Source organism: Pseudomonas sp. 58(2021), assembly GCF_017491585.1.
In the GTDB taxonomy this organism is placed as follows: Bacteria; Pseudomonadota; Gammaproteobacteria; order Pseudomonadales; family Pseudomonadaceae; genus Aquipseudomonas; species Aquipseudomonas fluorescens_BT.
This window is the reverse complement of sequence record NZ_JAFGYZ010000022.1, coordinates 82000-104878: the sequence shown is the minus strand read 5'-3', so window position 1 is coordinate 104878 and position 22879 is coordinate 82000. Positions and strand designations below refer to the sequence as shown.

General features: G+C 61.5%; 25 protein-coding genes. 14 read left to right on the top strand and 11 right to left on the bottom strand.

Annotated features, from left to right (window positions below; all coding sequences use genetic code 11):
* Positions 1-60: 60 nt before the first annotated feature.
* Positions 61-1245, bottom strand: coding sequence for a cyanate transporter (locus tag J5M72_RS23075; RefSeq protein WP_207867198.1), 1185 nt, complete (start codon positions 1243-1245; stop codon positions 61-63).
* Between the two features lie 309 nt (positions 1246-1554).
* On the opposite strand from J5M72_RS23075, the gene J5M72_RS23070 reads away from it, so the two are divergent.
* From J5M72_RS23070 to J5M72_RS23055, 4 genes are all read left to right on the top strand, one after another.
* On the top strand, positions 1555-3204 hold the full coding sequence (locus J5M72_RS23070; RefSeq protein ID WP_169429271.1) for a phosphoethanolamine--lipid A transferase: 1650 nt from the start codon (positions 1555-1557) through the stop codon (positions 3202-3204).
* Between the two features lie 131 nt (positions 3205-3335).
* Positions 3336-4469, top strand: coding sequence for a ribonuclease D (gene rnd / locus J5M72_RS23065; protein WP_169429272.1), 1134 nt, complete (start codon positions 3336-3338; stop codon positions 4467-4469).
* The gene (locus J5M72_RS23060; protein ID WP_085703814.1) at positions 4466-4759 is read left to right on the top strand and encodes a YcgL domain-containing protein; all 294 of its coding nucleotides are present in this window, start codon (positions 4466-4468) and stop codon (positions 4757-4759) included. Before rnd ends, J5M72_RS23060 begins: the two co-directional genes overlap by 4 nt.
* A gap of 106 nt (positions 4760-4865) precedes the next feature.
* Positions 4866-5798, top strand: a complete 933-nt coding sequence (locus J5M72_RS23055) for a D-2-hydroxyacid dehydrogenase (RefSeq protein ID WP_169429273.1) — start codon at positions 4866-4868, stop codon at positions 5796-5798.
* Between the two features lie 126 nt (positions 5799-5924).
* Here the strand turns inward: J5M72_RS23055 and J5M72_RS23050 are convergent, their stop codons facing one another.
* Positions 5925-6518: a nitroreductase family protein gene (locus J5M72_RS23050; protein ID WP_102717527.1), complete on the bottom strand. Its 594-nt coding sequence runs from the start codon at positions 6516-6518 to the stop codon at positions 5925-5927.
* Between the two features lie 282 nt (positions 6519-6800).
* On the opposite strand from J5M72_RS23050, the gene J5M72_RS23045 reads away from it, so the two are divergent.
* A complete protein-coding gene (locus J5M72_RS23045) occupies positions 6801-7250 on the top strand; it encodes a YcgN family cysteine cluster protein (protein WP_169429274.1) in 450 nt (149 codons plus the stop codon).
* Between the two features lie 20 nt (positions 7251-7270).
* Complete coding sequence (locus J5M72_RS23040; protein ID WP_207867197.1) at positions 7271-8500, top strand: hypothetical protein; 1230 nt, start codon at positions 7271-7273, stop codon at positions 8498-8500.
* 134 nt (positions 8501-8634) lie between these two features.
* On the opposite strand, the gene J5M72_RS23035 is transcribed toward J5M72_RS23040, so the two are convergent.
* From J5M72_RS23035 to J5M72_RS23020, 4 genes are all read right to left on the bottom strand, one after another.
* Positions 8635-9012 (bottom strand): DUF2892 domain-containing protein, encoded by a 378-nt coding sequence (locus tag J5M72_RS23035; protein WP_169429276.1) that lies wholly within the window; start codon positions 9010-9012, stop codon positions 8635-8637.
* A gap of 81 nt (positions 9013-9093) precedes the next feature.
* Positions 9094-9564, bottom strand: coding sequence for an RNA methyltransferase (locus tag J5M72_RS23030; RefSeq protein ID WP_007958066.1), 471 nt, complete (start codon positions 9562-9564; stop codon positions 9094-9096).
* A 192-nt stretch (positions 9565-9756) separates the two neighbouring features.
* Entirely contained in the window at positions 9757-10128 is a 372-nt protein-coding gene (locus J5M72_RS23025) for a YajD family HNH nuclease (RefSeq protein ID WP_007944009.1), read from the bottom strand.
* A gap of 49 nt (positions 10129-10177) precedes the next feature.
* Positions 10178-10864, bottom strand: coding sequence for a hypothetical protein (locus tag J5M72_RS23020; protein ID WP_207867196.1), 687 nt, complete (start codon positions 10862-10864; stop codon positions 10178-10180).
* Positions 10865-10943: 79 nt separating this feature from the next.
* Between J5M72_RS23020 and J5M72_RS23015 the strand changes: the two genes are divergently transcribed.
* Complete coding sequence (locus J5M72_RS23015) at positions 10944-11228, top strand: hypothetical protein (RefSeq protein WP_039772629.1); 285 nt, start codon at positions 10944-10946, stop codon at positions 11226-11228.
* Here J5M72_RS23015 and J5M72_RS23010 read toward each other — a convergent pair.
* Together J5M72_RS23010 and J5M72_RS23005 are read right to left on the bottom strand one after the other, a co-directional pair.
* Positions 11225-11698, bottom strand: a complete 474-nt coding sequence (locus tag J5M72_RS23010; RefSeq protein ID WP_169429279.1) for a cyclic nucleotide-binding domain-containing protein — start codon at positions 11696-11698, stop codon at positions 11225-11227. The genes J5M72_RS23015 and J5M72_RS23010 overlap by 4 nt on opposite strands.
* Before the next feature lie 108 nt (positions 11699-11806).
* The gene (locus tag J5M72_RS23005) at positions 11807-13861 is read right to left on the bottom strand and encodes a S9 family peptidase (RefSeq protein ID WP_207867195.1); all 2055 of its coding nucleotides are present in this window, start codon (positions 13859-13861) and stop codon (positions 11807-11809) included.
* Between the two features lie 99 nt (positions 13862-13960).
* Here J5M72_RS23005 and J5M72_RS23000 point away from each other — a divergent pair, with 99 nt between their 5' ends.
* From J5M72_RS23000 to J5M72_RS22990, 3 genes are read left to right on the top strand one after another with little or no spacing between them, the layout of a single operon-like run.
* Positions 13961-14461 (top strand): MFS transporter, encoded by a 501-nt coding sequence (locus tag J5M72_RS23000; RefSeq protein WP_169429281.1) that lies wholly within the window; start codon positions 13961-13963, stop codon positions 14459-14461.
* A gap of 16 nt (positions 14462-14477) precedes the next feature.
* On the top strand, positions 14478-15254 hold the full coding sequence (locus J5M72_RS22995) for a class II glutamine amidotransferase (RefSeq protein ID WP_207867194.1): 777 nt from the start codon (positions 14478-14480) through the stop codon (positions 15252-15254).
* 14 nt (positions 15255-15268) lie between these two features.
* Positions 15269-15811, top strand: a complete 543-nt coding sequence (locus tag J5M72_RS22990) for a DUF2937 family protein (protein ID WP_207867193.1) — start codon at positions 15269-15271, stop codon at positions 15809-15811.
* A gap of 34 nt (positions 15812-15845) precedes the next feature.
* Here the strand turns inward: J5M72_RS22990 and J5M72_RS22985 are convergent, their stop codons facing one another.
* Positions 15846-16757: a LysR family transcriptional regulator gene (locus J5M72_RS22985; protein ID WP_169429282.1), complete on the bottom strand. Its 912-nt coding sequence runs from the start codon at positions 16755-16757 to the stop codon at positions 15846-15848.
* Positions 16758-16903: 146 nt separating this feature from the next.
* Between J5M72_RS22985 and J5M72_RS22980 the strand changes: the two genes are divergently transcribed.
* From J5M72_RS22980 to J5M72_RS22965, 4 genes are read left to right on the top strand one after another with little or no spacing between them, the layout of a single operon-like run.
* A complete protein-coding gene (locus J5M72_RS22980) occupies positions 16904-18190 on the top strand; it encodes an MFS transporter (protein ID WP_207867192.1) in 1287 nt (428 codons plus the stop codon).
* A 60-nt stretch (positions 18191-18250) separates the two neighbouring features.
* On the top strand, positions 18251-19003 hold the full coding sequence (locus J5M72_RS22975) for a 5-oxoprolinase subunit PxpA (protein ID WP_207867191.1): 753 nt from the start codon (positions 18251-18253) through the stop codon (positions 19001-19003).
* The gene (locus tag J5M72_RS22970; RefSeq protein ID WP_207867190.1) at positions 19000-19704 is read left to right on the top strand and encodes an allophanate hydrolase subunit 1; all 705 of its coding nucleotides are present in this window, start codon (positions 19000-19002) and stop codon (positions 19702-19704) included. Before J5M72_RS22975 ends, J5M72_RS22970 begins: the two co-directional genes overlap by 4 nt.
* Positions 19701-20615, top strand: coding sequence for a biotin-dependent carboxyltransferase family protein (locus J5M72_RS22965; RefSeq protein WP_207867189.1), 915 nt, complete (start codon positions 19701-19703; stop codon positions 20613-20615). Before J5M72_RS22970 ends, J5M72_RS22965 begins: the two co-directional genes overlap by 4 nt.
* Before the next feature lie 37 nt (positions 20616-20652).
* Here J5M72_RS22965 and J5M72_RS22960 read toward each other — a convergent pair whose 3' ends face one another.
* Together J5M72_RS22960 and J5M72_RS22955 are read right to left on the bottom strand one after the other, a co-directional pair.
* Positions 20653-21831: a VWA domain-containing protein gene (locus tag J5M72_RS22960; protein WP_007956512.1), complete on the bottom strand. Its 1179-nt coding sequence runs from the start codon at positions 21829-21831 to the stop codon at positions 20653-20655.
* Between the two features lie 12 nt (positions 21832-21843).
* A complete protein-coding gene (locus J5M72_RS22955) occupies positions 21844-22689 on the bottom strand; it encodes a MoxR family ATPase (RefSeq protein ID WP_007911294.1) in 846 nt (281 codons plus the stop codon).
* Between the last annotated feature and the right edge of the window lie 190 nt (positions 22690-22879).

Here is a 22879-nt window from a genome sequence, read left to right as displayed (position 1 = left end):
CTGCAAAAGATGGCCAGAAGCCTTTATCCAGAGGGATGAAGCACCGTGCACAACGCCCGATCAGCGAACGTGTCGGGCGTATTGTCGAGGGTCGAAACGCAGCCCGATCAGCAGCATGACCACCATCACCGCGGTCAGCGACCACCAGGCCCATTCGAAGCTGCCCAGTCGATCGCGGATCACCCCGGCCAGCAGCGGCGAGAGGCCGGCAATCAGGTAACCGACCCCTTGCACGAAGGCCGTCAGCCCGCCGGCGCGCTGCGGGTTGTCGAGGTGATCGAGGGAGACGATCAGGCTCATCGGGAACAATCCGCCAATGCCCAGCCCCAAAAGGCCTGGCCACAGCAGGCTCAGATGTTGCGGGCTGAGGATCAAGCCGCAGAAGCCACCAATGATCAGCACCAACAGGGCGCTCAGTACCAGGCGCCGGTCACGGCTGCGGTTGGCGATCGCCGGAACCACCAGGCCGGAAATCACCTCCATGGCCGTCAGAAATCCCAACAGCAGACCGGCGTTCTGTTCGCTCCAGCCGTTTTCCACGTAGTACGGCGCCAGCCACGCGAGTACACAAGTGTAGGAAGCGGTCCCCAGACCAAAGAAGATTGCGAGCAGCCAGGCGCGGGAATGGGTGAAAAAGGCCTCCCTTTTCACGGCAGTGGTCGTGATGGGTGGTGCGTCATCGCGTTGTGCCAACCAGAACACCAAGGCGAGCAGCGCCAGTGCCGCCCAGATCGCCAGCCCTGCACGCCAGCTGCCCGTGTCGAGCATCACCCTTGGTGCGAACGAGGCCGCGAGCGCGGCACCGCCCATGATCGACGTGACATACAACCCCATGCACAGCGCCACGTTGTCGGGGAAGCGCGATTTGATCAGTGCCGGCATCAAGGCCTGAATCAACGCGATGCCGATCCCTGCCAGGACGGCGCTGACGATCAGTTGCGCCGCCGAATCGAGAAACAGCCGCGCCAGGGTCGCCCCACCAATGATCAACAACGACAGTACCACCGTGCGCCGCTCCCCCAGACGCTGGCTGATGCCGATCCCGAAGAACATCGCCAGTCCCATGGCCATTACCGGCAGCATGGTCAGCAGCGATGCCACGCTGAAGCTCAGCGGGATATCGCCGCGAATCGCCGACAGCAAAGGCCCGACGGCGGCCATCGATGGGCGCAGATTGAGGGCGACCAGAATGATACCGAGCATCAGCCAGACAGCGGGGCGGGTGGTGGCGCGGACGTTTTCCATGTTCAGACCTTTGAATCAGAGGCTGTCGATTAGGCGGGCGCGATACCGGTGCCGGCAAATCAGAAAATCCCGCGGGATATTTAAAAAATCGATACGCCTTCCGTGAGCTCTGCCTGAACGGGCTGTGATTTTTTACTGAATCAGGCCTGATGCACTTGCAGATTTCATGGTTATTTCATGAGCCAACTAATCGTTGGCTTCTTTTTCACAAAAAATTGATGAGGGGCTACGTAGAGTTTTCATCGCTCGGGTCAATGAATTTTTCACAATTGGCCACGGCGCTTCTTTTCAGGAAATAGCCCCCCGCCTATGTTGAAGTTAAAAGCCGTGCGCCCGGAATGGGTGACGTTGTTTGCCAGTGCCTTTTTTTTGGCCGGATTCAATTTCGTACTCTGGGAACACCTCTTCGAGATCACCGCTGCCGATGGCAAGGGTATCGCCATGCGCATTGCGTTCGGGGTGATGATCTTCGCGGCGTACAACATCGTGCTGACCTTTCTGGCGTTTCGCCCGGTATTGAAACCGGTGTTGACGGCGCTGTTTCTGATCAGTGCCGGTGTGGCTTATTTCATGAGCCAGTATGGGGTGATGATCGATGCGGGGATGTTTCGAAACTTCGCTGAAACCAATGCCACGGAAGTTCGCGATCTGCTGTCTTTGAAGTTGTTCGCTTATCTATTGTTTCTGGGCTTATTGCCTTCGTGGTTGGTGTGGAAGTTACCCGTCGCTTATCGTCGATGGCACCGAGAGTTATTAAGCAAAGTTGTGGTGTGTGCAGCATCGGTCGCGGTCATTGGCGGCGTCGCATTGGCCAACTATCAGGGCTTGTCTTCGCTGTTTCGCAACCACCACGAATTGCGCCTGATGCTGGTGCCGAGCAACTACATCGGCGCATCTGCCGGCTATCTGCGCGAACAGGTTGTTTCTGTGCAGCAACCGTTCGTCAAGATCGGTGAAGACGCCCAGCGTAACCCTGCACTGCAAAACCGTCCGCGCAAGTCGCTGACCGTGCTGGTGGTGGGTGAAAGTGCCCGGGCGGAGAACTTCGGCATCCTGGGCTACAACCGCGACACCACGCCGAAACTGGACAAGGAAGCCGGCCTGATCGCGTTCACCGATGTGCATTCCTGCGGTACGGAAACAGCCGTCTCGGTGCCGTGCATGTTCTCAAACATGGGCCGCAAGGATTACGACGCCAGCAAGGCGAAGAATGAAGAAGGGCTTTTGGATGTGCTCAAACGTGCCGGCATCGATGTGATCTGGCGCGACAACCAGTCGGGCTGCAAAGGCACCTGCGATCGCGTCACCCTGCAGGATGTCAGCAATCTGAAAGACCCGGCGCTGTGCGCCAACAGCGAGTGCCGCGACGAAATCCTCCTGCAAGGGTTGCAGAATTTCATCGAGCACCTGGACAAGGACACCGTGCTGGTACTGCACCAGATGGGCAGCCACGGCCCGGAATACTTCAAGCGTTATCCCAAGGAATACGAGCACTTCACACCGGTGTGTGAAAGCAACGCGCTGAACAATTGCAGCCGCGAAAGCATCGTCAACGGTTACGACAACACGCTGGTGTACACCGACCATGTGCTGTCGAGTCTGATCGATGTGCTGCGCAGCAATCAGGAAAAAGTCGATACCGCCATGCTGTACCTCTCCGATCACGGCGAGTCCCTGGGCGAGTACAACCTGTTTCTGCATGGCACGCCGTACATGCTCGCGCCGGAACAACAGAAACATGTGGCGATGCTGGCGTGGTTCTCCGACAGTTACCAGAAGTCGTACTCGGTCGACACCCATTGCCTGCAAATGAGCCGCGACAAACCGTTGAGCCAGGACAACCTGTTCCATTCGATGCTCGGTCTGCTGGAAGTGCAGAGCAAGGTCTATCAGCACGATCTGGACCTGTTCGCCGGTTGCCGCGGTGCCGTCATCGACGGCGTCCTGGCCAGGGACTGAACCCTCGGAATTGTTCTGTAAGACTATTCTTGCTGGCGGGCAGGAGATTTCATCAACGCTCTTGCCCTGCGAAGGCGCGTAAAGCGCCGGTGGCGATATATACTGCGCGCCATTCTTGAAGGGAGAGCCGTGTGGCCATCGATATTCACTGGATTCGCGACAACGATAGCCTCGCGCAGTTTTGCGCCGAGTGGCAGCAGCTGCCTTTCGTTGCCCTCGACACCGAATTCATGCGGGTCGACACCTTCTACCCGATTGCCGGCCTGCTGCAGGTCGGCGACGGCAAACGCGCCTATCTGATCGACCCGCTGACCATTGACGCCTGGCAACCGCTGGCGGCGTTGCTGGAAAACCCGGCGGTGCTCAAAGTCCTGCACGCGTGCAGCGAAGACCTCGAAGTCCTGCTGCGCCTGACCGGCAGCCTGCCAGCGCCGTTGTTCGACACGCAACTGGCTGCGGCCTACCTGAACCTCGGGTTCTCGATGGGCTATTCGCGTCTGGTGCAGGAGGTGCTCGGCATCGAACTGCCGAAGGGCGAAACCCGATCCGACTGGTTGCAGCGTCCGTTGTCCGACACGCAAATCAGCTATGCCGCCGAAGATGCCGTGCATCTGGCGGAGGTTTTCGTACAACTGCGTCCGAAACTGTCCGATGACAAATTCGCCTGGGTACTGGAGGACGGCGCCGAACTGGTCGCCAACCTGCGTCGCGAAACCGATCCGTACGAGGTGTATCGCGAGGCGAAGCTGGCGTGGAAACTGTCCCGCGCCCAACTCGCCGTTCTGCGCGAACTGTGCGCCTGGCGTGAGCGCGAAGCCCGTGCCCGCGACCTGCCGCGCAACCGTATTATCCGTGAGCATTCGTTGTGGCCGCTGGCCCGCACGCAACCGGACAACCTCAGCGCGCTGGGCAAGATTGAAGACATGCATCCGCGTACCGTGCGTCAGGACGGCGAGTTTCTGCTTGATCTGATCAAGCGCTCTGGCAGTGTGGGGCCTGATCAATGGCCGCCAGCCGTGCCGGAGCCGTTGCCGATCGAAGCTGCCGCGCTGATCAAACAGCTGCGGGCGCTCGGTCAGGCCGAAGCTGAGCGTCTGGGCATCGCGCCGGAATTGATGCTGCGCAAGAAAACCCTCGAAGCCCTGGTCAAAAGCGGCTTCCCCGAGGGCCCTTACCAATTGCCTGATTCGCTGCGTGGCTGGCGCCGCGAATTGATGGGCCAGAAGCTGCTCGACAGCCTGGCCACCGCCGGAGAACAGCCTTGAAACGTATTTGCTCCATTTATCAAAGTTCGAAGAAAAGCGGCATGTACCTCTACGTGCTCAAGAGCGATGCGCTGGAACGCGTGCCGGAAGGCCTGATGGCGGCGTTCGGCAAGGCGAAGCATTCCTTCGATCTGGTACTGACCCCCGAGCGCAAGCTCGCCAGCGAAGACATCGCCGTGGTCCTGGAGAACCTCGACAAGCAGGGCTACCACCTGCAGATGCCACCGGCCGAGGAAGAGTACATCGAGCACTTGCCCGAAGAGTTGCTGCGACGCAACGACCCGGTCTGATCCGCGAGGCCCTGTCCTGGGCCTCTTGTAACCCCTGGAACGGTTTTTACGGCGACGGCTGCCACGAAGTGGGCGGCCGCCTGCACGGTTTGCGAAAGGTTTGAACATGCGCGTTCTGATTGCTGAACACGACCACGCGATATACGCCCGGCTGCTGCGTCAGGCGGCCCCGGAGCTTGAAGTGCTGACCAGTGGCGACTCCGCCGAGCTGGCCCGCCAGGCTGCTGATTGCCCGGTGTGGCTGGGCCAGCCGGATCTGTTGGCGACCCTGTTGCGTCAGGGCCACCAGCCACAATGGCTGCAATCGACCTGGGCCGGCATCACGCCGCTGCTGGCCGACGGTTTGCGCCGCGATTACCGCCTGACCCGGGCGGTCGGCATTTTCGGCCAGGTGATGGCTGAATACGTGCTGACCTACATGCTCGGCCACGAGCGCGAAGTGCTGGCGCGACTGGTCAGCCAGGTCGAGCGCAAGTGGGACAGTCGCACCGGCCAGAGTCTGGTCGGGCGCAAGGTGCTGATCGTCGGCACCGGCGACATCGGCCAGAGCGTGGCGCAGTTCCTGCGGCCATTCGGCGTTGAGTTGTACGGCATCGCCAGCAGTGCCCGGGAGCAGGCGCCATTTGTCGAAGTCGGCTCGATGGCGGACCTGCCACGGCTGGTGGGGGAAGTGGATTACGTGGTCAATCTGCTGCCCAACACCGAGCACACCCACGACATCTACGACGCGGCGCTGTTCAAGCAATTCAAGCCGACCGGGTTGTTCATCAACGCCGGGCGCGGTGTGGCGGTGGTCGATGCGGATCTGGTCGAAGCGCTGAAGGAAGGCCATCTGGCCGGCGCGGTGATCGACGTCTGCCGTCAGGAACCGCTGCCGCAACGGCATCCGTTCTGGACCGCGTGGGGCTTGCTGTTGACCGGGCACAGCTCTGCGCCGACGTCGCCGCCGATGATGGTGCAGTTGTTTCTGGACAACTTGCGGGCGTATCAGGCGGGAGAGGCGTTGCGTGGGGAAGTGGATTTCGCACGCGGTTACTGATTCACCGCAGTGAAAAATGTGGGAGCGGGCTTGCTCGCGAAAGCGGTTTATCAGTCAGCCAAGTCGTCGACTGGTAAGCCCTCTTCGCGAGCAAGCCCGCTCCCACATTTCATTATGCGCCATGGCTTAGAGGGTGAAGTCGCCTTCAGCCGCCAGTTCGCTCAGCGGACGACGCGGGCTCGGCGTTTCCCGTGCTTGCAGATAATCCGCCAGGGTTGCCTTGTCACCCAGCTTGCCCACCGCCACGGCGGCGTGCAGTGCATAACCTTGCGGAATGTTCAGCTCCTTGCGAGTCAGCTCCTGATCGAAGCCGGCCATGCCGTGGGTGTGCCAGCCGCTCAGGCTCGCTTGCAGTGCCAAGTGGCCCCACGCGGAACCGGTGTCGAAGGTGTGCCACAGCGCCGGTGTTTCTTCAGTTGCGCCCGGTGCGGTGAAGGTGGTTTTCGAAATCACGATCACCAGCGCCGACGCGTGCTGCGCCCAGCTGCGGTTGAATTCGTTGAGCAGGCCCAGGTAACGCTCCCAGTTCGGCGTATCGCGACGGGCGTAGAGAAAACGCCACGGCTGCGAGTTGTACGCCGATGGCGCCCAGCGCGCGGCTTCGAAGAAGCTCAGCAAGGTTTCTTCCGGAATCGCTTCGCCGGTGAAGGCGCGGGGCGACCAGCGATCGGTGAACTGCGGGTGAATGGCATATTCGGCAACGCGAGGGTTGGCACTCATCGAGAGATTCCTTGCTACGTTTGAGGACAGGTTTGAAGCAAAACCCGGCGGGATCAGTTGGGCTGAACGATGGGGGCTGTATCTGAAGCCGTGCAGTTCACCGGAATGCAACGCGGTCGAGCGTTAATGGCACCCAGCCAGGGCTTCTTGAGACTGGCAAAACTACTTGGCCGCGCAAAAACTGACAAGCCCTGCACAACCGACAGTCGCCAGCGCTTGGCCCACGGGGCCTTGGGCACTAGACTGGCGGCCTTTTCACCACCTGATGTTGATGCTTGAGCCATGGCCGCCAAAGTCGAACCGTTCTGGAAACGCAAAACCCTCGATCAACTGGATCATGAGGAATGGGAATCGCTGTGCGACGGTTGCGGCCTGTGCTGCCTGCAGAAGCTCGAGGATGAAGAAGACAACAGCGTCTATTACACACGCATCGCCTGCAAACTGCTGGACCTGAAAAGCTGCCAGTGCAGCGATTACCCGAACCGCATCAAGTTTGTTCCGGACTGCATCCAGCTCACCCCGGGCCAGGCCGAAGCATTCAAATGGCTGCCGCCGACCTGCGGCTATCGGCTGGTCAGCGAAGGCAAGGATCTGCCGTTGTGGCATCACCTGGTCTGCGGGGATCGGGACGCCGTGCACCACGAACGGATTTCCCAGTCCGGGCGCATGCTCGCCGAAGGCAGCGTGCCGGAAGACGACTGGGAAGATCACCTGATTTTCCGCGCAGGTTAACGATTGACCAAGGAGCAGGTATGGCGACGGGATTGCGCCGGGCGCTGATCGTCACGCTGCTGGCGCTGAGTGCGCCGGTGTGGGCGGCGAAGAAGGTCGATCTGGATTTTCAGGTACGCCTGCTGCCGCAGAGCGATCAGGCCGAGGTGCGCCTGACCCTCGCCAAAGGCGAGGCCGTGCGCAGTCTGGATTTCGACCTCGGCGACGGCAGCCACTACAGCGACTTCAAGGCCGACGGCCAATGGCAATTGACGCCGGGCCAACAGGCACGCGGCGTATGGCGCCCGACGGCGGACAAGGCCAGCCTGACCTACCGCGTGCGTATCAGTCACGGCCGCAAGAACGGCAGCTTCGACACGCGCATGACCCCGACCTGGGCGCTGATGCGCGGCGATGAACTGGTGCCCCCTGCAAAGCTTGATCAGCAGGACGGCATCGAACTGGTCTCACGGCTGCAATTCGAACTGCCCGATGGCTGGAAAAGCGTCGAAACCGCCTGGCCGCGCATCGGCAAGAACAAATTCCGCATCGACAATCCGGCCCGTCTGTTCGACCGGCCTACGGGCTGGATGCTCGCCGGGCACCTCGGCAGCCGCCGCACACGATTGGGGGAGACCGAAGTCACCGTGGCGTCGCCACAGGGGCAGGGCATGCGCCGGATGGACGTTCTGACGCTGTTGACGTTCGTCTGGCCGCAGGTGCAAGCGGTGTTTCCCCGACATCCGAGCAAGCTGCTGATCGTCGGCGCCAACGACCCGATGTGGCGCGGCAGCCTGGCGGCGCGGGAGTCGATCTACCTCAACACGCGTTTGCCTCTGGTCAGCGAGAGCGGCAGCAGCCCCTTGGTCCGGGAGCTGGCGCAGGTGTTCGGGCGCATCAACGACGAGCAGCGCAGTGACTGGATCAAGGAAGGGTTCGCCGAGTATTACGCCGTCGAACTGGTGCGCCGTGCTGGCGGTATGAGCGATGAACGTTATCAGGCCTTGCAGGTGAAACTGGCCAAGGACAGCCAGAAGGTGATGACGTTGCGCGGCGAGCAGATCAGCCCGGCGCAGGTGTCCAAAGCGGTTTTACTGTTACAGGAACTGGATCGCGAGATCCGTCTGAAGACTCGCAACAAGCGCTCGCTGGATGATGTGCTGCGCGGGGCGATGCATTTGGGGACGGTGGACACCAAAGAGTTCGTGCAACTGGCCGAAAGCATTCTCGGCGAGTCGTCCAAAGTCCTCGATACCGCGTTATTGCAGTAATACCGCCTTCGCGAGCAAGCCCGCTCCCGCATGTGATCGCATTACAACTGACGTAGAGCGGTTCAATGTGGGAGCGGGCTTGCTCCGGGCGGCGATCCGACGAAGAGGCCAGAAGCCTCACCGCAAGTTCAGGCTCAACCCCCGGCTTTGGGCGACTTCACCGAATCATTGCCGGTCACGGTGGCGGTTTTGGTCGCCGCCTCGGCATTGGCTTTGAGCTTGCTCAGCTCTTCACCGGCGCGCTCGATCTTTGTGCGCACGTTGTTCATGTCCTGACGGCTTTTCTCCAGCAGGCTTTTCACCGAACTGTGGCCGGTGATGCCACGGGCCATGGCTACGCCGCCAATCGCCACCTGAATCAGCCCGAACACGCCGCCACGGCGCAGACCCTTGCCGACCATGATCACGCCGCCGGCCAGCGAGCCGATGCGCTCCCAGCCTTCGACGTTCTGCTCGGAGCGGGTCTGGAACGGGGTGGATTCGATACGCTCGACGCGTTTGAGCTCGGTCATGATCTTTCTCCAGGCAATGAGTAATGGATAAACAAGCTGACTGCACTGGCGGTCAGCTCGTTCCATCGGATGTGCGGCGTTTCAGCGGAATTTCGGCCCGGAACGGGTATTCAGACCTTTGGCCATGCGGTCGTAAAGCACGACGTTGACCGTGGCGGCGAGGTTCATGCAACCGGTGGTCGGGATGTACACGACGTCTTCGCACCAGTCGCGGATCTCTTGATCCAGCGAGCCGTCTTCGGGGCCGAAGATGTACAGGGCGCGATCCGGGTGAGTGTATTCGGGCAGCGGGCGGGCGCCGTCGACCAGTTCCACGGCGACCGGGACGCAGTTGAGCGGCAGGATTTTTTTCAGGTCGTCGATGCCGATCAGCGGGATGTCGTAGTGCACGCGCTTGGTGTCGGTGACGAAATCGGCAGCGCGCTCATAGCGTTTGCCGGTGTAGAACACGGTCGACACGCCATAGCAGCCTGCGGCGCGCATCACCGAACCGACGTTTTCCGGTGATTTGGGGTTATACAAACCAATGCAGCTGTACCGTTTGTCTGCCACGAGCGGGGTGCCTTCGGGAAAAAGAGGGCGATTATACGGGGATTGGGTGAGGGGTGTTCAGTTTGAGATTGGCGGTGCCCGCCAGGCCGCCTTCGCGAGCAGGCTCGCTCCCACAGTTGATCGGTGTCGTACACAAAACCAATGTGGGAGCGAGCCTGCTCGCGAATGGGCCGGGTCAGCCACTGAAGATCTTCAGTCTTCTTTCTTCATGAGGCCGGCCAGGGCAGCAAACGGATTGTGCGTGGCCTTGGCGATTTTCGGCGTGCTCAGCGAGCCTTCGCCGAAATACTGCTGGTCGGTGTAGCGCGAGTGTTCGTTGTCGTGGCAGTACAGGCACAGCAGTTCCCAGTTGGAACCGTCCTGCGGGTTGTTGTCGTGGTTGTGGTCGCGGTGGTGCACGGTCAGCTCGCTCAGGCGCTTGCCGGAAAACTCACGGGCGCAGCGGCCGCACACGTGCGGGTACATCTTCAGGGCCTTGTCGCGGTAGCCCATTTCCTTGTCGCGCTGGTTGTCGGCGAGGATGCGATCCAGCTTCGAAGTGTTGGTCGGGGTGGACGAACTCATGGGTTCACCTTTGCAGAAAGACTAATGACGGTTATGACGCCAGTTTAGCTCAGCCCTTGAGCTTCTCGGCAATCCAGATCGTGTGGCGCGTGCCCTTGTTGCCGTGGGCGAATACCTGGACTTCCTCGGCTTTGAAACCGGCCTTCTTCAATTTGTCGGAAAACTGCCGGTCGGCGCTGGCCGACCACACCGCCAGCACGCCTTTGGGCCGCATTGCCCTGGCGCACGCGGCAAGACCGGCGGTGGAATACAGCCAGCTGTTGGCCTTCTGGGTCAGGCCTTCGGGGCCGTTGTCGACATCGAGCATGATCGCGTCGAAGCCGTTGGGCTCGCTTTGCAGCACTTTGGCCACGTCTTCCTGACGGATCACCGTGCGCGGGTCGAGCAGCGGGCGCCCGGACTTTTCACCGAGCGGGCCACGGTTCCACTCGACCACGCCGGGTACCAGTTCGGCGACCACCACTTCGGCGCTCTTGCCCAGGTGCTTGAGCGCGGAGGCGAGGGTGAAGCCCATGCCCAGGCCGCCGATCAGCACTCGCGAATCCGGCCGGCCGGCGACCTTGCGGCAGGGGATTTCGGCCAGTGCATCTTCGGAGCCGTGCATGCGGGTGTTCATCAATTGCCCGCCGTCGCCGCCCTGGATCTTGATGACGAAATCCTCGCCATACTCGAACAGGCACAGGGCGCCGCCGTTGTCAGGGATCGGCGTGGTGTCGAGCAGAACGAAACGTTTCATGGAAATCTCTACAGGGGGGAAGGCAAGCCGGCGCGTTGGGAGTAGCCTGAAGGCAGACTTCAGGCCAACGGAGCCCTTGATGAAGCGCACCATTCTAACGGTCATTACCCTGGCCGCGCTCTCGATAACTGCCGTACAGGCGCAACAGACGATTCCCGTCAGCCCGACACCGCAACCGGGCTCGCCCGGCACGGCGACGCCAACCCCATATCCGCAGATCAGTCCGGTGCCGATTCCCAAGGCCGGCCCCGGCAGTGGCGGCCCACCGCTGGTGCCGATCGAAATGCCCAGCCCGCCGACCAAGGATCAGCCATTGCCGGGCCTGGAACAGAACGACAGTAAACCCAAATCCCCGGGGGGCTAGATCTGCTGGGCGGCGAGCTGGCCGTCGGCCATGCGCAGGCGTTTGGACAGGGAGACGGCGAGGGCGCGGATGATCTTGGCGGCGATCTTCGGCGCATCGTTGAGCATTTTTTCCAGCGAATCCTTGCCGAGGTTGAGCAACTGACAGTTGCTCGCCGCCACGCAAGTTGCCGAACGGCGTTCACCGTCGAGCACGGCCATTTCACCGAACGCCCGACCGCTGCGCAGGGTGGCCATGGTCACGATCTGGCCGTCGCCACCGGTTTTCTGCACGGCCACCTGGCCGGTGTGGATGATGCACATGAAACTGCCGGCATCGCCTTCGCGAAAGATCGCTTCGCCTTCAGCCACGGTGCTGATGCTGAAGTAGCCCGAAGCGGCGGCGAAATCCGCCAGTTGCAATTGATCGAACAGGCCGCAGTCCATCAGCCAGTCGCGGATTTCGTTGTTCAGTAGAGTGGGTTCTGACATGTCGTGCGGTCTTTTTGTTGTGTCGGGTGGCAGGCTCGCCACCGGGGGCCGATCTGCTTATCGGCTCCCGGTGCCCGGAATTAAGACCTGACTGACCGGCGGAGTTCCTCAGGCGATGCCCAGAACCTTGAAAACAAATGCATATTCGAGCGCTACGTCACGTAATCCCTGATAACGCCCGCTCATGCCGCCGTGGCCGGCGCCCAGTTCGGTCTTGAGCAGCAATGGATTGTCATCGGTCTTGGTCGCGCGCAATTTCGCCACCCACTTGGCCGCTTCCCAATACTGCACGCGGCTGTCGTTGTAGCCGGCGATTACCAGCGTCGCAGGATAGGCCTGCGCAGTGACGTTTTCGTACGGCGCGTAGGCCTTGATCCGCTCGTAGACCTCTGGCTCTTCAGGATTGCCCCACTCGTCGTATTCGGTGACGGTCAGCGGCAGATCCGGGTCGAGCATGGTGTTGAGCACATCGACGAACGGCACTTCGGCAATCGCCACACCGAACAGCTCCGGGCGCTGGTTGAGCACCGCGCCGATCAGCAGGCCACCGGCGCTGCCACCGCTGATCGCCAGTTGTGGCGCGGTGGTGATGCCGTTGAGGATCAGGAATTCGGCGCAGGCAATGAAGTCGCTGAAGGTGTTGTGCTTGTGCTCCTGCTTGCCGGCGCGATACCAGCCTTCCCCCAGTTCACCGCCGCCACGCACGTGGGCGATGGCGAATGCCATGCCGCGATCCAGCAGGCTCAGGCGGGCGTGGGAGAACCACGGATCGAGGCTCGAACCGTAGGCACCATAACCGTAGAGATACAGCGGCACTGGTTTACCGACCATTTCGCGTTTCATCACCAGACTGATCGGCACCAGCGTGCCGTCCGGGGCAGTGGCCCAAAGGCGCTGGCTGACGTAGGCGTCGGCATCGAACGGGCCGAGCACCGGGGTTTCCTTGAGGACAGTCTGCTCGCCAGTGGAGAGGATCAGTTGCCGGACCTGAGCCGGACGATTCAGCGCCTCATAGCGCAGGCGAATGCGGTCGCTTTCGAACTCCAGGCTGTTTTGCACGTAGAGGCTGTAAGCCGCGTCCGGCAATTGCACGCGATAAGGCGCCAGGCCGTGTGGGCGGACTTCGATGATCGGCAATCCGCCTTCGCGCAGGCTCAGGGTCAGGGCTTCGGCGTTGAGGGTCACGCCATCGAGCATCACCGAATCGCTATGGGGAATCAGGTTCTGCCAGTCGGCTTCGCTCGGTGCGATGCCGGTGTCCGGGGCCTGATAGAGGGCGAAATTGATGCCGTCGCGGTTGGTGCGGATGAACCAGGTCCATTCGCCATCAAGCTTGCCGTGGTCGACGTCGTACTCGTGATCCTCGACCCGTGGCGCCAGGCAGGTGAACGGCTGGTGCGGCTGATTGGCGTCCAGCGCCCAGACTTCGCTGGTGGTCTTGCTGCCCAGGGACAGCAGCAATTGCTGTTCGGAACTGGCGCGATAGCAATGCAGGAAGAAACGCCCGTCCGGCTCGTGGAACACCTCTTCGGCGGCAGTGCCGTCGAGGCGATAGCGGAACAGTTTGTGCGGGCGATGGGTGTCGTCAAGCACGCCGAAGAACAAGGTCAGGCTGTCGTTTGCCCAGGTCATGCTGCCGTCGCAGTCCTGGAATTCCAGTTCGCTGACACGTTCGCTGGATAATTCCTTCACGAACAGCGTGTAAATCTCGTCGCCCGAGGCATCGACGCTGTAGGCCAGGCGCTGGTGATCCGGGCTGATGCTGAACGCGCCGAGGGAGAAAAAGCCGCCATTGGCCAGAGCATTCGGGTCGAGCAGCAGCTGTTCGCGGCTTTCGTCGAGGGTCAGGCTGTCGTCGGCAGGGCGCGGGCAGCGATAGTGGCGGGGGTATTCGTCACCCGCGGTGGTGCGGGTGTAATACAGATACGGGCCCCACGGCGACGGCAGGGACAGGTCGGTTTCGAGGATCCGGCCCTTGATCTCCTCGAACAGGGTTTCGCGCAATTCGGCCTGATCGGCGGTCTGCGCCTGCTGGTAGTCGTTTTCGGCCTTGAGGTAGTCGAGCACCGCGTCGGTGTCGCGTTCCTGCAGCCAGGCATACGGGTCGTGACCGGCATCCTTGCGGGCAATCGGGGCGCTGGTGACGTTGGCGGATACGGGCATGGAAAGCTCTCGGACATGACAAATAAGGGCTGCACGGACGGCGGGGGAGCCTGACGTGCGAAAAGTCGTTACTATAAGCGCCTCTTTGCCTGCCTTGCCATGGACACCATGACCGAGAACGACTATCTGATCGCCTGGGGGCTTTACGCCTTTGCCGCTGTTGGCTGCCTGCTGGTGTGGATGCGCATGACCCGCTGGATGTGGCGCTGGCTGCGCGAACCGCTGCGTGTGCTGATGGCGGTGTTGCTGTTCAGTCCGACCATCATCGATCCGGTGAAGGAAAAATTCGCCCCGGCCGTCGCCATTACGGCGCTGGATCTGGCGTTCAAGGTGGGCAACAACGCCTGGCGCGCGATTTCCGAACTGCTCATGTACGCGATGATCGCGTTCGGCCTGTACCTGGTTTTCGTGCTGATCCGCTTCCCGATCGAACGCGCTTCGAAAGCTCGCAAGGAGCAGGCTGAAGCAGCCCGCGCAGCAGCCCGTGCCGATGACGAGCGCGACGGCGATCAACCGTTCGGCGGTGCCGGCGATGATCGTTACGGCCGTCCACCTCTGCCGAGCAATCCGCAGCGCGGGCGCGTCGAGCCGCGTCTGTAATCACGAGAGCCCGCACATGTGTGAACTACTGGGCATGAGCGCCAACGTGCCGACCGATATCGTGTTCAGCTTCACCGGGCTGATGCAGCGCGGTGGTCGAACCGGGCCGCACCGCGATGGCTGGGGCATTGCCTTCTACGAAGGGCGCGGCTTGCGTCTGTTCCAAGACCCGGCGGCCAGCAGCGAGTCGGAAGTGGCGAATCTGGTGCAGCGCTATCCGATCAAGAGCGAAGTGGTGATCGGTCATATCCGTCAGGCCAACGTCGGCAAAGTCTGTCTGTCCAACACCCACCCGTTCGTCCGCGAACTGTGGGGGCGCAACTGGTGCTTTGCGCACAATGGCCAACTTACCGATTTCACCCCGATCAAGAGTTTCTACCGCCCGGTCGGCGATACCGACAGCGAAGCGGCGTTCTGCGATTTGCTCAACCGCGTACGTGCAGCGTTTCCGGAACCGGTCGATATAGAGGTGCTGCTGCCGGATCTGGTCGCCGCGTGCGCCGAATACCGCAGCAAAGGCGTGTTCAACTGCCTGCTCAGCGACGGCGACTGGCTGTTCTGCTATTGCTCGACCAAACTGGCACAGATCACCCGTCGCGCACCGTTCGGCCCGGCGCGGCTCAAGGACGTCGATGTGATCGTCGATTTCCAGGCCGAAACCACGCCCAACGATGTGGTCACGGTGATTGCCACCGAACCTCTGACCGAAAATGAAACCTGGACCCGCTACGAACCGGGCCAATGGAGCCTGTGGCGACGCGGCGAATGCGTCAGCCAGGGCACGACCGAATAAAGGATCTCTCCTCGATGTTGCTCAGTTATCTACGGCTGGTGTTGTTTGCGGCGGGCCTGTTGATCGGTGTCCAGGTGCCTGGCTTCATCAACGATTACGCCAAGCGGGTCGAAGCGCACCTGATCGAGGCGCAGACCGGCCTGCGTGGCTTCCAGGGCACCGCCGAGCAGTTTTTCAAAGGTGATCTGCAGGCGCTGGTCGCTCACTATCGCGCCAGCGAAGACCCGGTGTTTCGCAGTGATGCCGACAGCCTGAGCACCTTGCTCAACCGTCAGCAGGCGCTGGACAAGCAATTCCAGGCGATGCAGGGCCCGTGGTACATCCGCTTCCTGCAAGTGGTGCTGGCCGCCGACCCGGACATCCGCAAGGAAACCTGGAACGGCTACAGCTACCAGATCCTGCTGACGCCGGAAGCGATGATCTGGGGCATGAGCGGCGCGCTGCTGCTGTCGTTCGGCCTTGAATGCCTGTTCCGTCTGATCGACTGGGTGGTGCTGGGCGGCAAGCGCCTGCGCCAGAGCCGGCCGATCGAAGACCGGGATGTGCGCGGGCTGTAAGCTTCGATGCATCGTTCCCACGCAGTGGGAACGATCAACTTAAAGCGATGTAATCCTTGCCCACCTTGCGCGCATACCCCTCCAGCACCTGCTGACACAACGTCACAATCTCTTCGACCCATTCCACACCGACCCGCCACGACACCACCACCTGCAGATTCGGCGGACGCTGTTCGATGTCGAGCAGGGTCAGTTCGCCCCGCGCCAGTTCCTCGGCCACCAGCACCGGCGGCAACGCGCCAATGCCGAATCCGTCGCGCAACAGCCGGGTGATCGCCGACACCGAATTCACACAGTTCAACCGTGGCGCCAGCACGCCCTGGGCCTGCATCAGCGCCAGAATGTCCTGATGCGGCCGGGAGTTTTTCGAGTAGGTGATGATCCGTTCCTGCGCCAGGTCGGCGAGGCTTTGATAGTCGCGGTTGTAAATCGAATGGCTGGCGACGATCCAGCCGATGGGGTGACTGGCCAGCTCCAGGCTGCGCACGCTTTCCTGGCGCACCAGATCGGTTTGCAGGATCAGATCGAGAAAGCCTTTTTGCAGCTGATCGCAGAGGTTCAGCGAGGTATCCGCCACCAGCTCGATTTCCACTCGCGGGTACAGATCGGTCATCTGCGCCACCAACGGGCTGAGCCAGGTGTGGATCACGGTATCCATCACCCCGATGCGCACCCGGCCGACCTTGCTCGATCGGGTCTCGATCGACTGTTTCAGCGCCTGCATCGTGTCGAGCATCTGCTCGGCATAGTCCAGCACTTTCAAACCTTCGGGCGTCAGGCTGACGCCGCGTGAATCGCGCAGAAACAGCTTCACCCCGAGCTCGCCTTCGAGCACCGCGATCCGGCTGGAAATCGAGGCCTGGGTGGTGAACAGCTTGTCGGCGGTCAGGCGAAAACTTTTCAGCCGGGCGACCCAGACGAAGGTTTCGAGAAACTTCAGGTTCATGGCAACAAATTTTTCTTATGTCTTGGGCGGGTTTTTATTCGTTGGACGCGACCGGGTGACGCACCCAAGAATCGACGCATCCGGTTCCCACGATAGGCGTCGTAGGAGCTTCGAACAAGACCAATAAAAGCCTGCGGAGACATGCCATGAGTGCGCCCGACACCCTCGACCTCCCCAAGACTGCGGCCCGTCCCGGCCCGTTCGACTGGTATCGCAACATCAATCAGCAGGAGCGCCGGACCTTCTGGAGCTGCAAGATCGGCTACGGTCTGGACGGCATGGACACCCAGATGCTCAGCTTCGTGGTGCCGACCCTGATCGCGATGTGGGGCATCACCACCGGCGAAGCCGGCCTGATCCACACCAGCACCCTGATCGCTTCGGCCATCGGCGGTTGGGTGGCGGGAATTCTCTCCGACCGCATCGGCCGCGTCCGCACCCTGCAGCTGACGGTGCTGTGGTTCGCCTTCTTCACTTTCCTTTGCGGCTTCGCCCAGAACTACGAACAGCTGTTGATCGCCCGCACTCTGATGGGCTTCGGTTTCGGCGGTGAATGGACTGCCGGCGCGGTGCTGATCGGCGAAGTGATCCGCGCCAAGGACCGCGGCAAGGCGGTGGGCATGGTGCAATCCGGCTGGGCCCTGGGCTGGGGGCTGACGGCGATTCTGTACGCGCTGCTGTTCTCGGTACTGCCGCCGGAAGATGCCTGGCGCGCACTGTTCATCCTCGGCATCGTGCCGGCGGTGTTCGTGATTTTCGTCCGCCGTCTGGTGAAAGATCCTGAGATCTACCGCGAAGCCAAGGCCAAACAAACCCCGCAAAGCCCGTCGAAGTTTTACGAGATCTTCGCCCCCGGCATGCTCTTCACCACGTTCCGCGCCTCGCTGCTCACCACGGGCGCCCTCGGCGGTTACTACGCGATCACCTCCTGGCTGCCGACTTTTCTGAAGAACGAGCGCGGCTTGAGCGTACTCGGCACCGGCGGTTATCTGGCGATGGTGATCATCGGTTCCTACGTCGGTTATGTGATCAGCGCCTATTTGACCGACCTGTTGGGGCGCAAGAAGAACTTCATCCTGTTCGCGGTCGGCTCGTTCACCATCGTTCTGCTCTATACGCAATTGCCGGTCAGCAACGGCGTGATGCTGTGGCTGGGCTTTCCGCTGGGCTTCTTTGCCTCGGGAATTTTCAGTGGCATGGGGGCGTTTCTCACCGAGTTGTTTCCAACGCGGATTCGCGGCTCGGGGCAGGGCTTCTGCTACAACATCGGCCGGGCGCTGGCGGCGTTGTTCCCGCTGCTGATCGGGCTGCTCAGCCAGAAAGTACCGCTGAGTGTAGGCATCGGTGCCTTTGCGGCAGTGTCCTACGGCGTGGTGATCCTTGCGGCATTGAGCCTGCCGGAAACCCGTGGCAAGCAACTGGACGCGCAGTAACTGATAACCTGCGACAACGTCCTACGATAAAAAAAGACCAAAGCTACAGGAGTGTTCACCGTGAGCCGCCTGCTATTGAACTGTGACATCGGCGAGAGCTTCGGCAGCTGGACCATGGGTCTGGACGCGGAAGTCATGCCCTTCATCGATTGCGCCAACATTGCCTGCGGTTTCCATGCCGGCGACCCGGGCATCATGCGCAAGACCGTCAGCCTGGCCCTGAGCCATGGCGTGCAGATCGGCGCGCATCCGGCCTATCAGGATCTGGTGGGGTTCGGCCGACGTTCCATGGCCTACACCGCCCAGGAACTGCAAGATATCCTGCATTACCAGATCGGCGCCCTCGACGGCATCTGTCGTGCCCAGGGCGGGCGGGTAAGTTACGTCAAACCCCACGGCGCGATGTACAACGACATGATGGCCAACCCGGCGCAGTTGCGAGCGGTGATTCAGGCCGTCGCGGCTTACGACAGGACCTTGCCGCTGATGCTGATGGCCACCCGCGACAACACGGCGGCGCAACAGCTCGGCGACGAATACGGCGTGACCCTCTGGTTTGAAGCCTTCGCCGACCGTGCCTACGACAGCGCCGGCCGGCTGGTCTCGCGACAACTGCCCGGCGCAGTGCACCACGACTCCGAAACCATCATCGGGCAAGCGCTGACCATCGCCCGTGGCGACAATCTCACCGCCAGCGACGGCAGCGCGCTGCACCTGCAAGCCAACACCTTGTGCGTGCATGGTGACAACGCCAGTTCAGTGGCCGCCGTGCAACGCATTCGTCAGGCCCTGAACGAGCAGAGCGCGCCATGAATCCGCGGGTGGAAGTGGTGGCGCTGGATTGCCTGATGCTGCGGCTGTTCGATGAAATCGCCGAAGCCAACATGCCGTGGATGCTCGCCGCCAGTGAGCGGTTGCGCACGGTGTTCGGCGCACATCTGATCGATCTGGTGCCGTCGTACACCACGTTGATGGTGCATTACGATCTGACCGCGTTGAGCCCGAATCAGGCGCGGGAGTTGATCGCCGAAGCGCTGATCGACCTGTCGCCGAATGCGCGGACCGGCGGCCAGTGTCATGTGCTGCCGGTGTGGTACGACCTGAGTGTCGGCCCGGAACTGAGCCTGCTGTCGCAACGCAGCGGGTTGTCGGTAGACGAAGTGATCCGCCGTCACAGTGCTCGCGAATATCAGGTGTTCGCCCTTGGTTTTGCGCCGGGTTTTGCCTTCATGGGGCTGGTGGAAGAAGTCCTCGCGGCACCGCGTCTGAATACCCCGCGCAAGAAAGTCGCTGCCGGCAGTGTCGGTATCGCCGAGCGCCAGACCGCGGCGTATCCGGTGGTGTCTCCCGGCGGCTGGAACCTGATCGGTCGCACGCCGGCAAAACTGTTCGACCGTGAACGCGATGGCTACAGCCTCATGCAGCCCGGCGATACCGTACGTTTCGAAGCGGTGAGCCATGCCGAATTCATCCGCCTCGGCGGTGACGACACGCCTCTGGAGGCCCTCGCATGAGCCGACTGACGATTGAAGCGAGTACGCCGTTGTGCCTGTTGCAGGATGCCGGACGGTTTGGCGTGCGCCATCTGGGCGTGACCCAGGGCGGCGCGGCGGACTGGCGGTCGCTGGCCTGGGCCAACTGGCTGCTGGGCAATGGACTGGATGTGCCGGTGATCGAAATTACCCTCGGTGGGTTTGCGGTGGTGGCGGAGGAGGATTGTCTGCTCGCGCTGGCCGGTGCCGATCTGGGTGCGCAGATTGACGGTGAGGCGTTGGCGCCGTGGCGCAGTTTCAAACTGCGCAAAGGGCAGACCTTGAAGTTCACCCAGCCGGTGCTGGGGGCGCGGGCCTATGTGGCGGCGCCCGGTGGTTTCAGTGCGCCGAAAGTGCTGGGTAGCAGCGCCACGGTGGTACGTGAGGCGCTTGGCGGTCTTGATGGTTTTGGCTTGCCGCTGGCCAAGGGCACTTCGCTGAGTTATCAGGGCGAAACCCTATTGGTGCGTGAGGTTCCGGCGGAGCATCGACCGGACCTGCGTCTCGACGCGCCGCTCGATCTGGTGCTCGGCGCGCAGATCGGTCAGTTCAGCGGGCAGAGCCTGTTCGATGCCTTCAACCGTGCATGGACGCTGGACAGTCGTGCCGACCGAATGGGTATTCGGTTGCTGGGGACGGCGTTGCAGTATCAGGGTAAACCGATGATTTCCGAGGGCATTCCGCTGGGTGCGGTGCAGGTGCCGCCGGACGGGCAGCCGATCGTGTTGCTCAATGACCGGCAGACGATTGGCGGCTATCCGCGATTGGGAGCGTTGACGCCGTTGGCACTGGCGCGCCTGGCGCAGTGTCTGCCGGGGGCGAAGGTCAGATTGCGCCCGGTGGTACAGGACGTCGCGCACCGGGAGCATATCGAGTATCTGAAGCGCTTCTGATCATTTCCCCCGCCGCTGGCGGGGGAGCCATTGCGGATTACTTGGACAGAAACCGCATCCCTTCTTCCAGCCCGCGCAACGTCAGCGGATACATCTGGTCCTCGATCAAATCCCGCACGATGTTGGTCGACGAGGTGTAGCCCCACGTATCTTTCGGGTACGGATTGATCCAGATGAGCTTCTTGTACTTCTCCATGAAGCGCTGCATCCACACGTAACCCGGCTCTTCGTTCCAGTGCTCGACGCTGCCGCCGGCCTGGGTGATTTCATAAGGCGCCATGGCCGCGTCGCCGATGAAGATCACTTTGTAGTCGGCGCCGTACTTGTGCAGCAAGTCCTGGGTCGAGGTGCGCTCGGAGGTGCGGCGCATGTTGTTCTTCCACACCGATTCATAAATGAAGTTGTGGAAGTAGAAGTACTCCAGATGCTTGAACTCGGTCTTGCAGGCCGAGAACAGTTCCTCGCAGATCTTCACGTGGGCGTCCATCGAGCCGCCGATGTCGAACAGCAGCAACAGCTTCACCGTGTTGCGCCGTTCCGGGCGCATCTGGATGTTCAGCAGCCCGGCGTCCTTGGCGGTGTGGTCGATGGTGCCATCGATGTCCAGTTCTTCCGCCGCACCCTGGCGCGCGAATTTGCGCAGGCGGCGCAGGGCGACCTTGATGTTGCGGGTGCCCAGCTCCACGGAGTCGTCGAGGTTCTTGTACTCGCGCTGATCCCAGACTTTCACCGCTTTGCCCTGGCGCTTGCCGGCGTCGCCGACCCGGATGCCTTCCGGGTTGAAACCGCCGGAGCCGAACGGGCTGGTGCCGCCGGTGCCGATCCATTTGTTGCCGCCGGCGTGGCGCTCCTTCTGTTCTTCCAGACGTTTCTTGAACTCTTCGATCAGCTTGTCCAGGCCGCCGAGGGACTGGATCTGTGCGCGTTCCTCGTCGGTCAGCGAGCGCTCGAATTCCTTGCGCAACCAGTCTTCGGGAATCAGCGCCTGCAGGTGATCGTCGAGCTTTTCCAGGCCGTTGAAGTAGGCGCCGAACGCACGGTCGAACTTGTCGAAATGCCGTTCGTCCTTGACCAGGATCGCCCGGGACAAGTAGTAGAACTCGTCCATGTCGGCGAAGGTCACGCGCTGTTTCAGCGCGTTGATCAGGTCGAGCAGCTCGCGCACCGACACCGGTACCTTGGCTGCACGCATTTCATTGAACAGGTTGAGCAACATGGCATCAGCCTCTTAGCGGGTGCCGCGACGGCTCATGAACGCCAGGCGCTCAAGCAGTTGCACGTCCTGTTCGTTCTTCACCAGCGCACCGGCCAGCGGCGGGATGGCTTTGGTCGGATCGCGTTCGCGCAGCACCGCTTCGCCGATGTTGTCGGCCATCAGCAGTTTCAGCCAGTCGACCAGTTCAGAGGTCGACGGCTTCTTCTTCAGGCCCGGCACCTTGCGCACGTCGAAGAACACGTCCAGCGCTTCGCTGACCAGGTCTTTCTTGATGTCCGGGTAGTGAACATCGACGATTTTCTGCAGGGTGGTGCGGTCGGGAAAGGCGATGTAGTGGAAGAAGCAGCGGCGCAGGAAGGCGTCCGGCAGCTCTTTCTCGTTGTTGGAGGTAATGATGATGATCGGACGTTTCTTGGCCTTGATGGTCTCGTCGATCTCGTAAACGTAGAACTCCATCTTGTCGAGTTCTTGCAGCAGGTCGTTGGGGAACTCGATGTCGGCCTTGTCGATTTCGTCGATCAGCAGGATGACCCGCTCTTCGGACTCGAACGCTTCCCAGAGCTTGCCTTTCTTCAGGTAGTTGCGCACGTCGTGGACTTTTTCATTGCCCAGTTGCGAGTCGCGCAGACGGCTGACCGCATCGTACTCGTACAGGCCCTGATGGGCCTTGGTGGTGGACTTGATGTGCCAGGTGATCAGCTTGGCGCCGAACGATTCGGCCAGTTGCTCGGCGAGCATGGTCTTGCCGGTGCCCGGTTCGCCCTTGACCAGCAGCGGCCGCTCCAGGGTGATGGCGGCGTTGACCGCCAGCTTCAGGTCATCGGTGGCGACGTAGGCCTGGGTGCCTTCGAACTTCATCTGCTAATCCTCGAACGGTAACGCCGACCTGAACGGGCAGGGCGGGGGCGAAATAATCGGATGCCCGACTATAACGCGCAGCCCGGTCGACTGTGAACGCAGACGGCTTATTCAGTCTCTGAATGGGGCGTCACATGTTGACTCAGTTTCGGCACGAGGCCAGTATTCAGATATCGCCAATTTGGCGATA

Excerpts from the sequence above, each read along its gene's own strand:
- J5M72_RS23075 (WP_207867198.1), bottom strand. The coding sequence starts at position 1,245 with ATGGAAAACGTCCGCGCCACCACCCGCCCCGCTGTCTGGCTGATGCTC.
- J5M72_RS23070 (WP_169429271.1), top strand. The coding sequence starts at position 1,555 with ATGTTGAAGTTAAAAGCCGTGCGCCCGGAATGGGTGACGTTGTTTGCC.
- J5M72_RS23055 (WP_169429273.1), top strand. The coding sequence starts at position 4,866 with ATGCGCGTTCTGATTGCTGAACACGACCACGCGATATACGCCCGGCTG.
- J5M72_RS23050 (WP_102717527.1), bottom strand. The coding sequence starts at position 6,518 with ATGAGTGCCAACCCTCGCGTTGCCGAATATGCCATTCACCCGCAGTTC.
- J5M72_RS23045 (WP_169429274.1), top strand. The coding sequence starts at position 6,801 with ATGGCCGCCAAAGTCGAACCGTTCTGGAAACGCAAAACCCTCGATCAA.
- J5M72_RS23040 (WP_207867197.1), top strand. The coding sequence starts at position 7,271 with ATGGCGACGGGATTGCGCCGGGCGCTGATCGTCACGCTGCTGGCGCTG.
- J5M72_RS23035 (WP_169429276.1), bottom strand. The coding sequence starts at position 9,012 with ATGACCGAGCTCAAACGCGTCGAGCGTATCGAATCCACCCCGTTCCAG.
- J5M72_RS23025 (WP_007944009.1), bottom strand. The coding sequence starts at position 10,128 with ATGAGTTCGTCCACCCCGACCAACACTTCGAAGCTGGATCGCATCCTC.
- J5M72_RS23020 (WP_207867196.1), bottom strand. The coding sequence starts at position 10,864 with ATGAAACGTTTCGTTCTGCTCGACACCACGCCGATCCCTGACAACGGC.
- J5M72_RS23015 (WP_039772629.1), top strand. The coding sequence starts at position 10,944 with ATGAAGCGCACCATTCTAACGGTCATTACCCTGGCCGCGCTCTCGATA.
- J5M72_RS23010 (WP_169429279.1), bottom strand. The coding sequence starts at position 11,698 with ATGTCAGAACCCACTCTACTGAACAACGAAATCCGCGACTGGCTGATG.
- J5M72_RS23005 (WP_207867195.1), bottom strand. The coding sequence starts at position 13,861 with ATGCCCGTATCCGCCAACGTCACCAGCGCCCCGATTGCCCGCAAGGAT.
- J5M72_RS23000 (WP_169429281.1), top strand. The coding sequence starts at position 13,961 with ATGGACACCATGACCGAGAACGACTATCTGATCGCCTGGGGGCTTTAC.
- J5M72_RS22995 (WP_207867194.1), top strand. The coding sequence starts at position 14,478 with ATGTGTGAACTACTGGGCATGAGCGCCAACGTGCCGACCGATATCGTG.
- J5M72_RS22990 (WP_207867193.1), top strand. The coding sequence starts at position 15,269 with ATGTTGCTCAGTTATCTACGGCTGGTGTTGTTTGCGGCGGGCCTGTTG.
- J5M72_RS22985 (WP_169429282.1), bottom strand. The coding sequence starts at position 16,757 with ATGAACCTGAAGTTTCTCGAAACCTTCGTCTGGGTCGCCCGGCTGAAA.
- J5M72_RS22980 (WP_207867192.1), top strand. The coding sequence starts at position 16,904 with ATGAGTGCGCCCGACACCCTCGACCTCCCCAAGACTGCGGCCCGTCCC.
- J5M72_RS22970 (WP_207867190.1), top strand. The coding sequence starts at position 19,000 with ATGAATCCGCGGGTGGAAGTGGTGGCGCTGGATTGCCTGATGCTGCGG.
- J5M72_RS22965 (WP_207867189.1), top strand. The coding sequence starts at position 19,701 with ATGAGCCGACTGACGATTGAAGCGAGTACGCCGTTGTGCCTGTTGCAG.
- J5M72_RS22960 (WP_007956512.1), bottom strand. The coding sequence starts at position 21,831 with ATGTTGCTCAACCTGTTCAATGAAATGCGTGCAGCCAAGGTACCGGTG.
- J5M72_RS22955 (WP_007911294.1), bottom strand. The coding sequence starts at position 22,689 with ATGAAGTTCGAAGGCACCCAGGCCTACGTCGCCACCGATGACCTGAAG.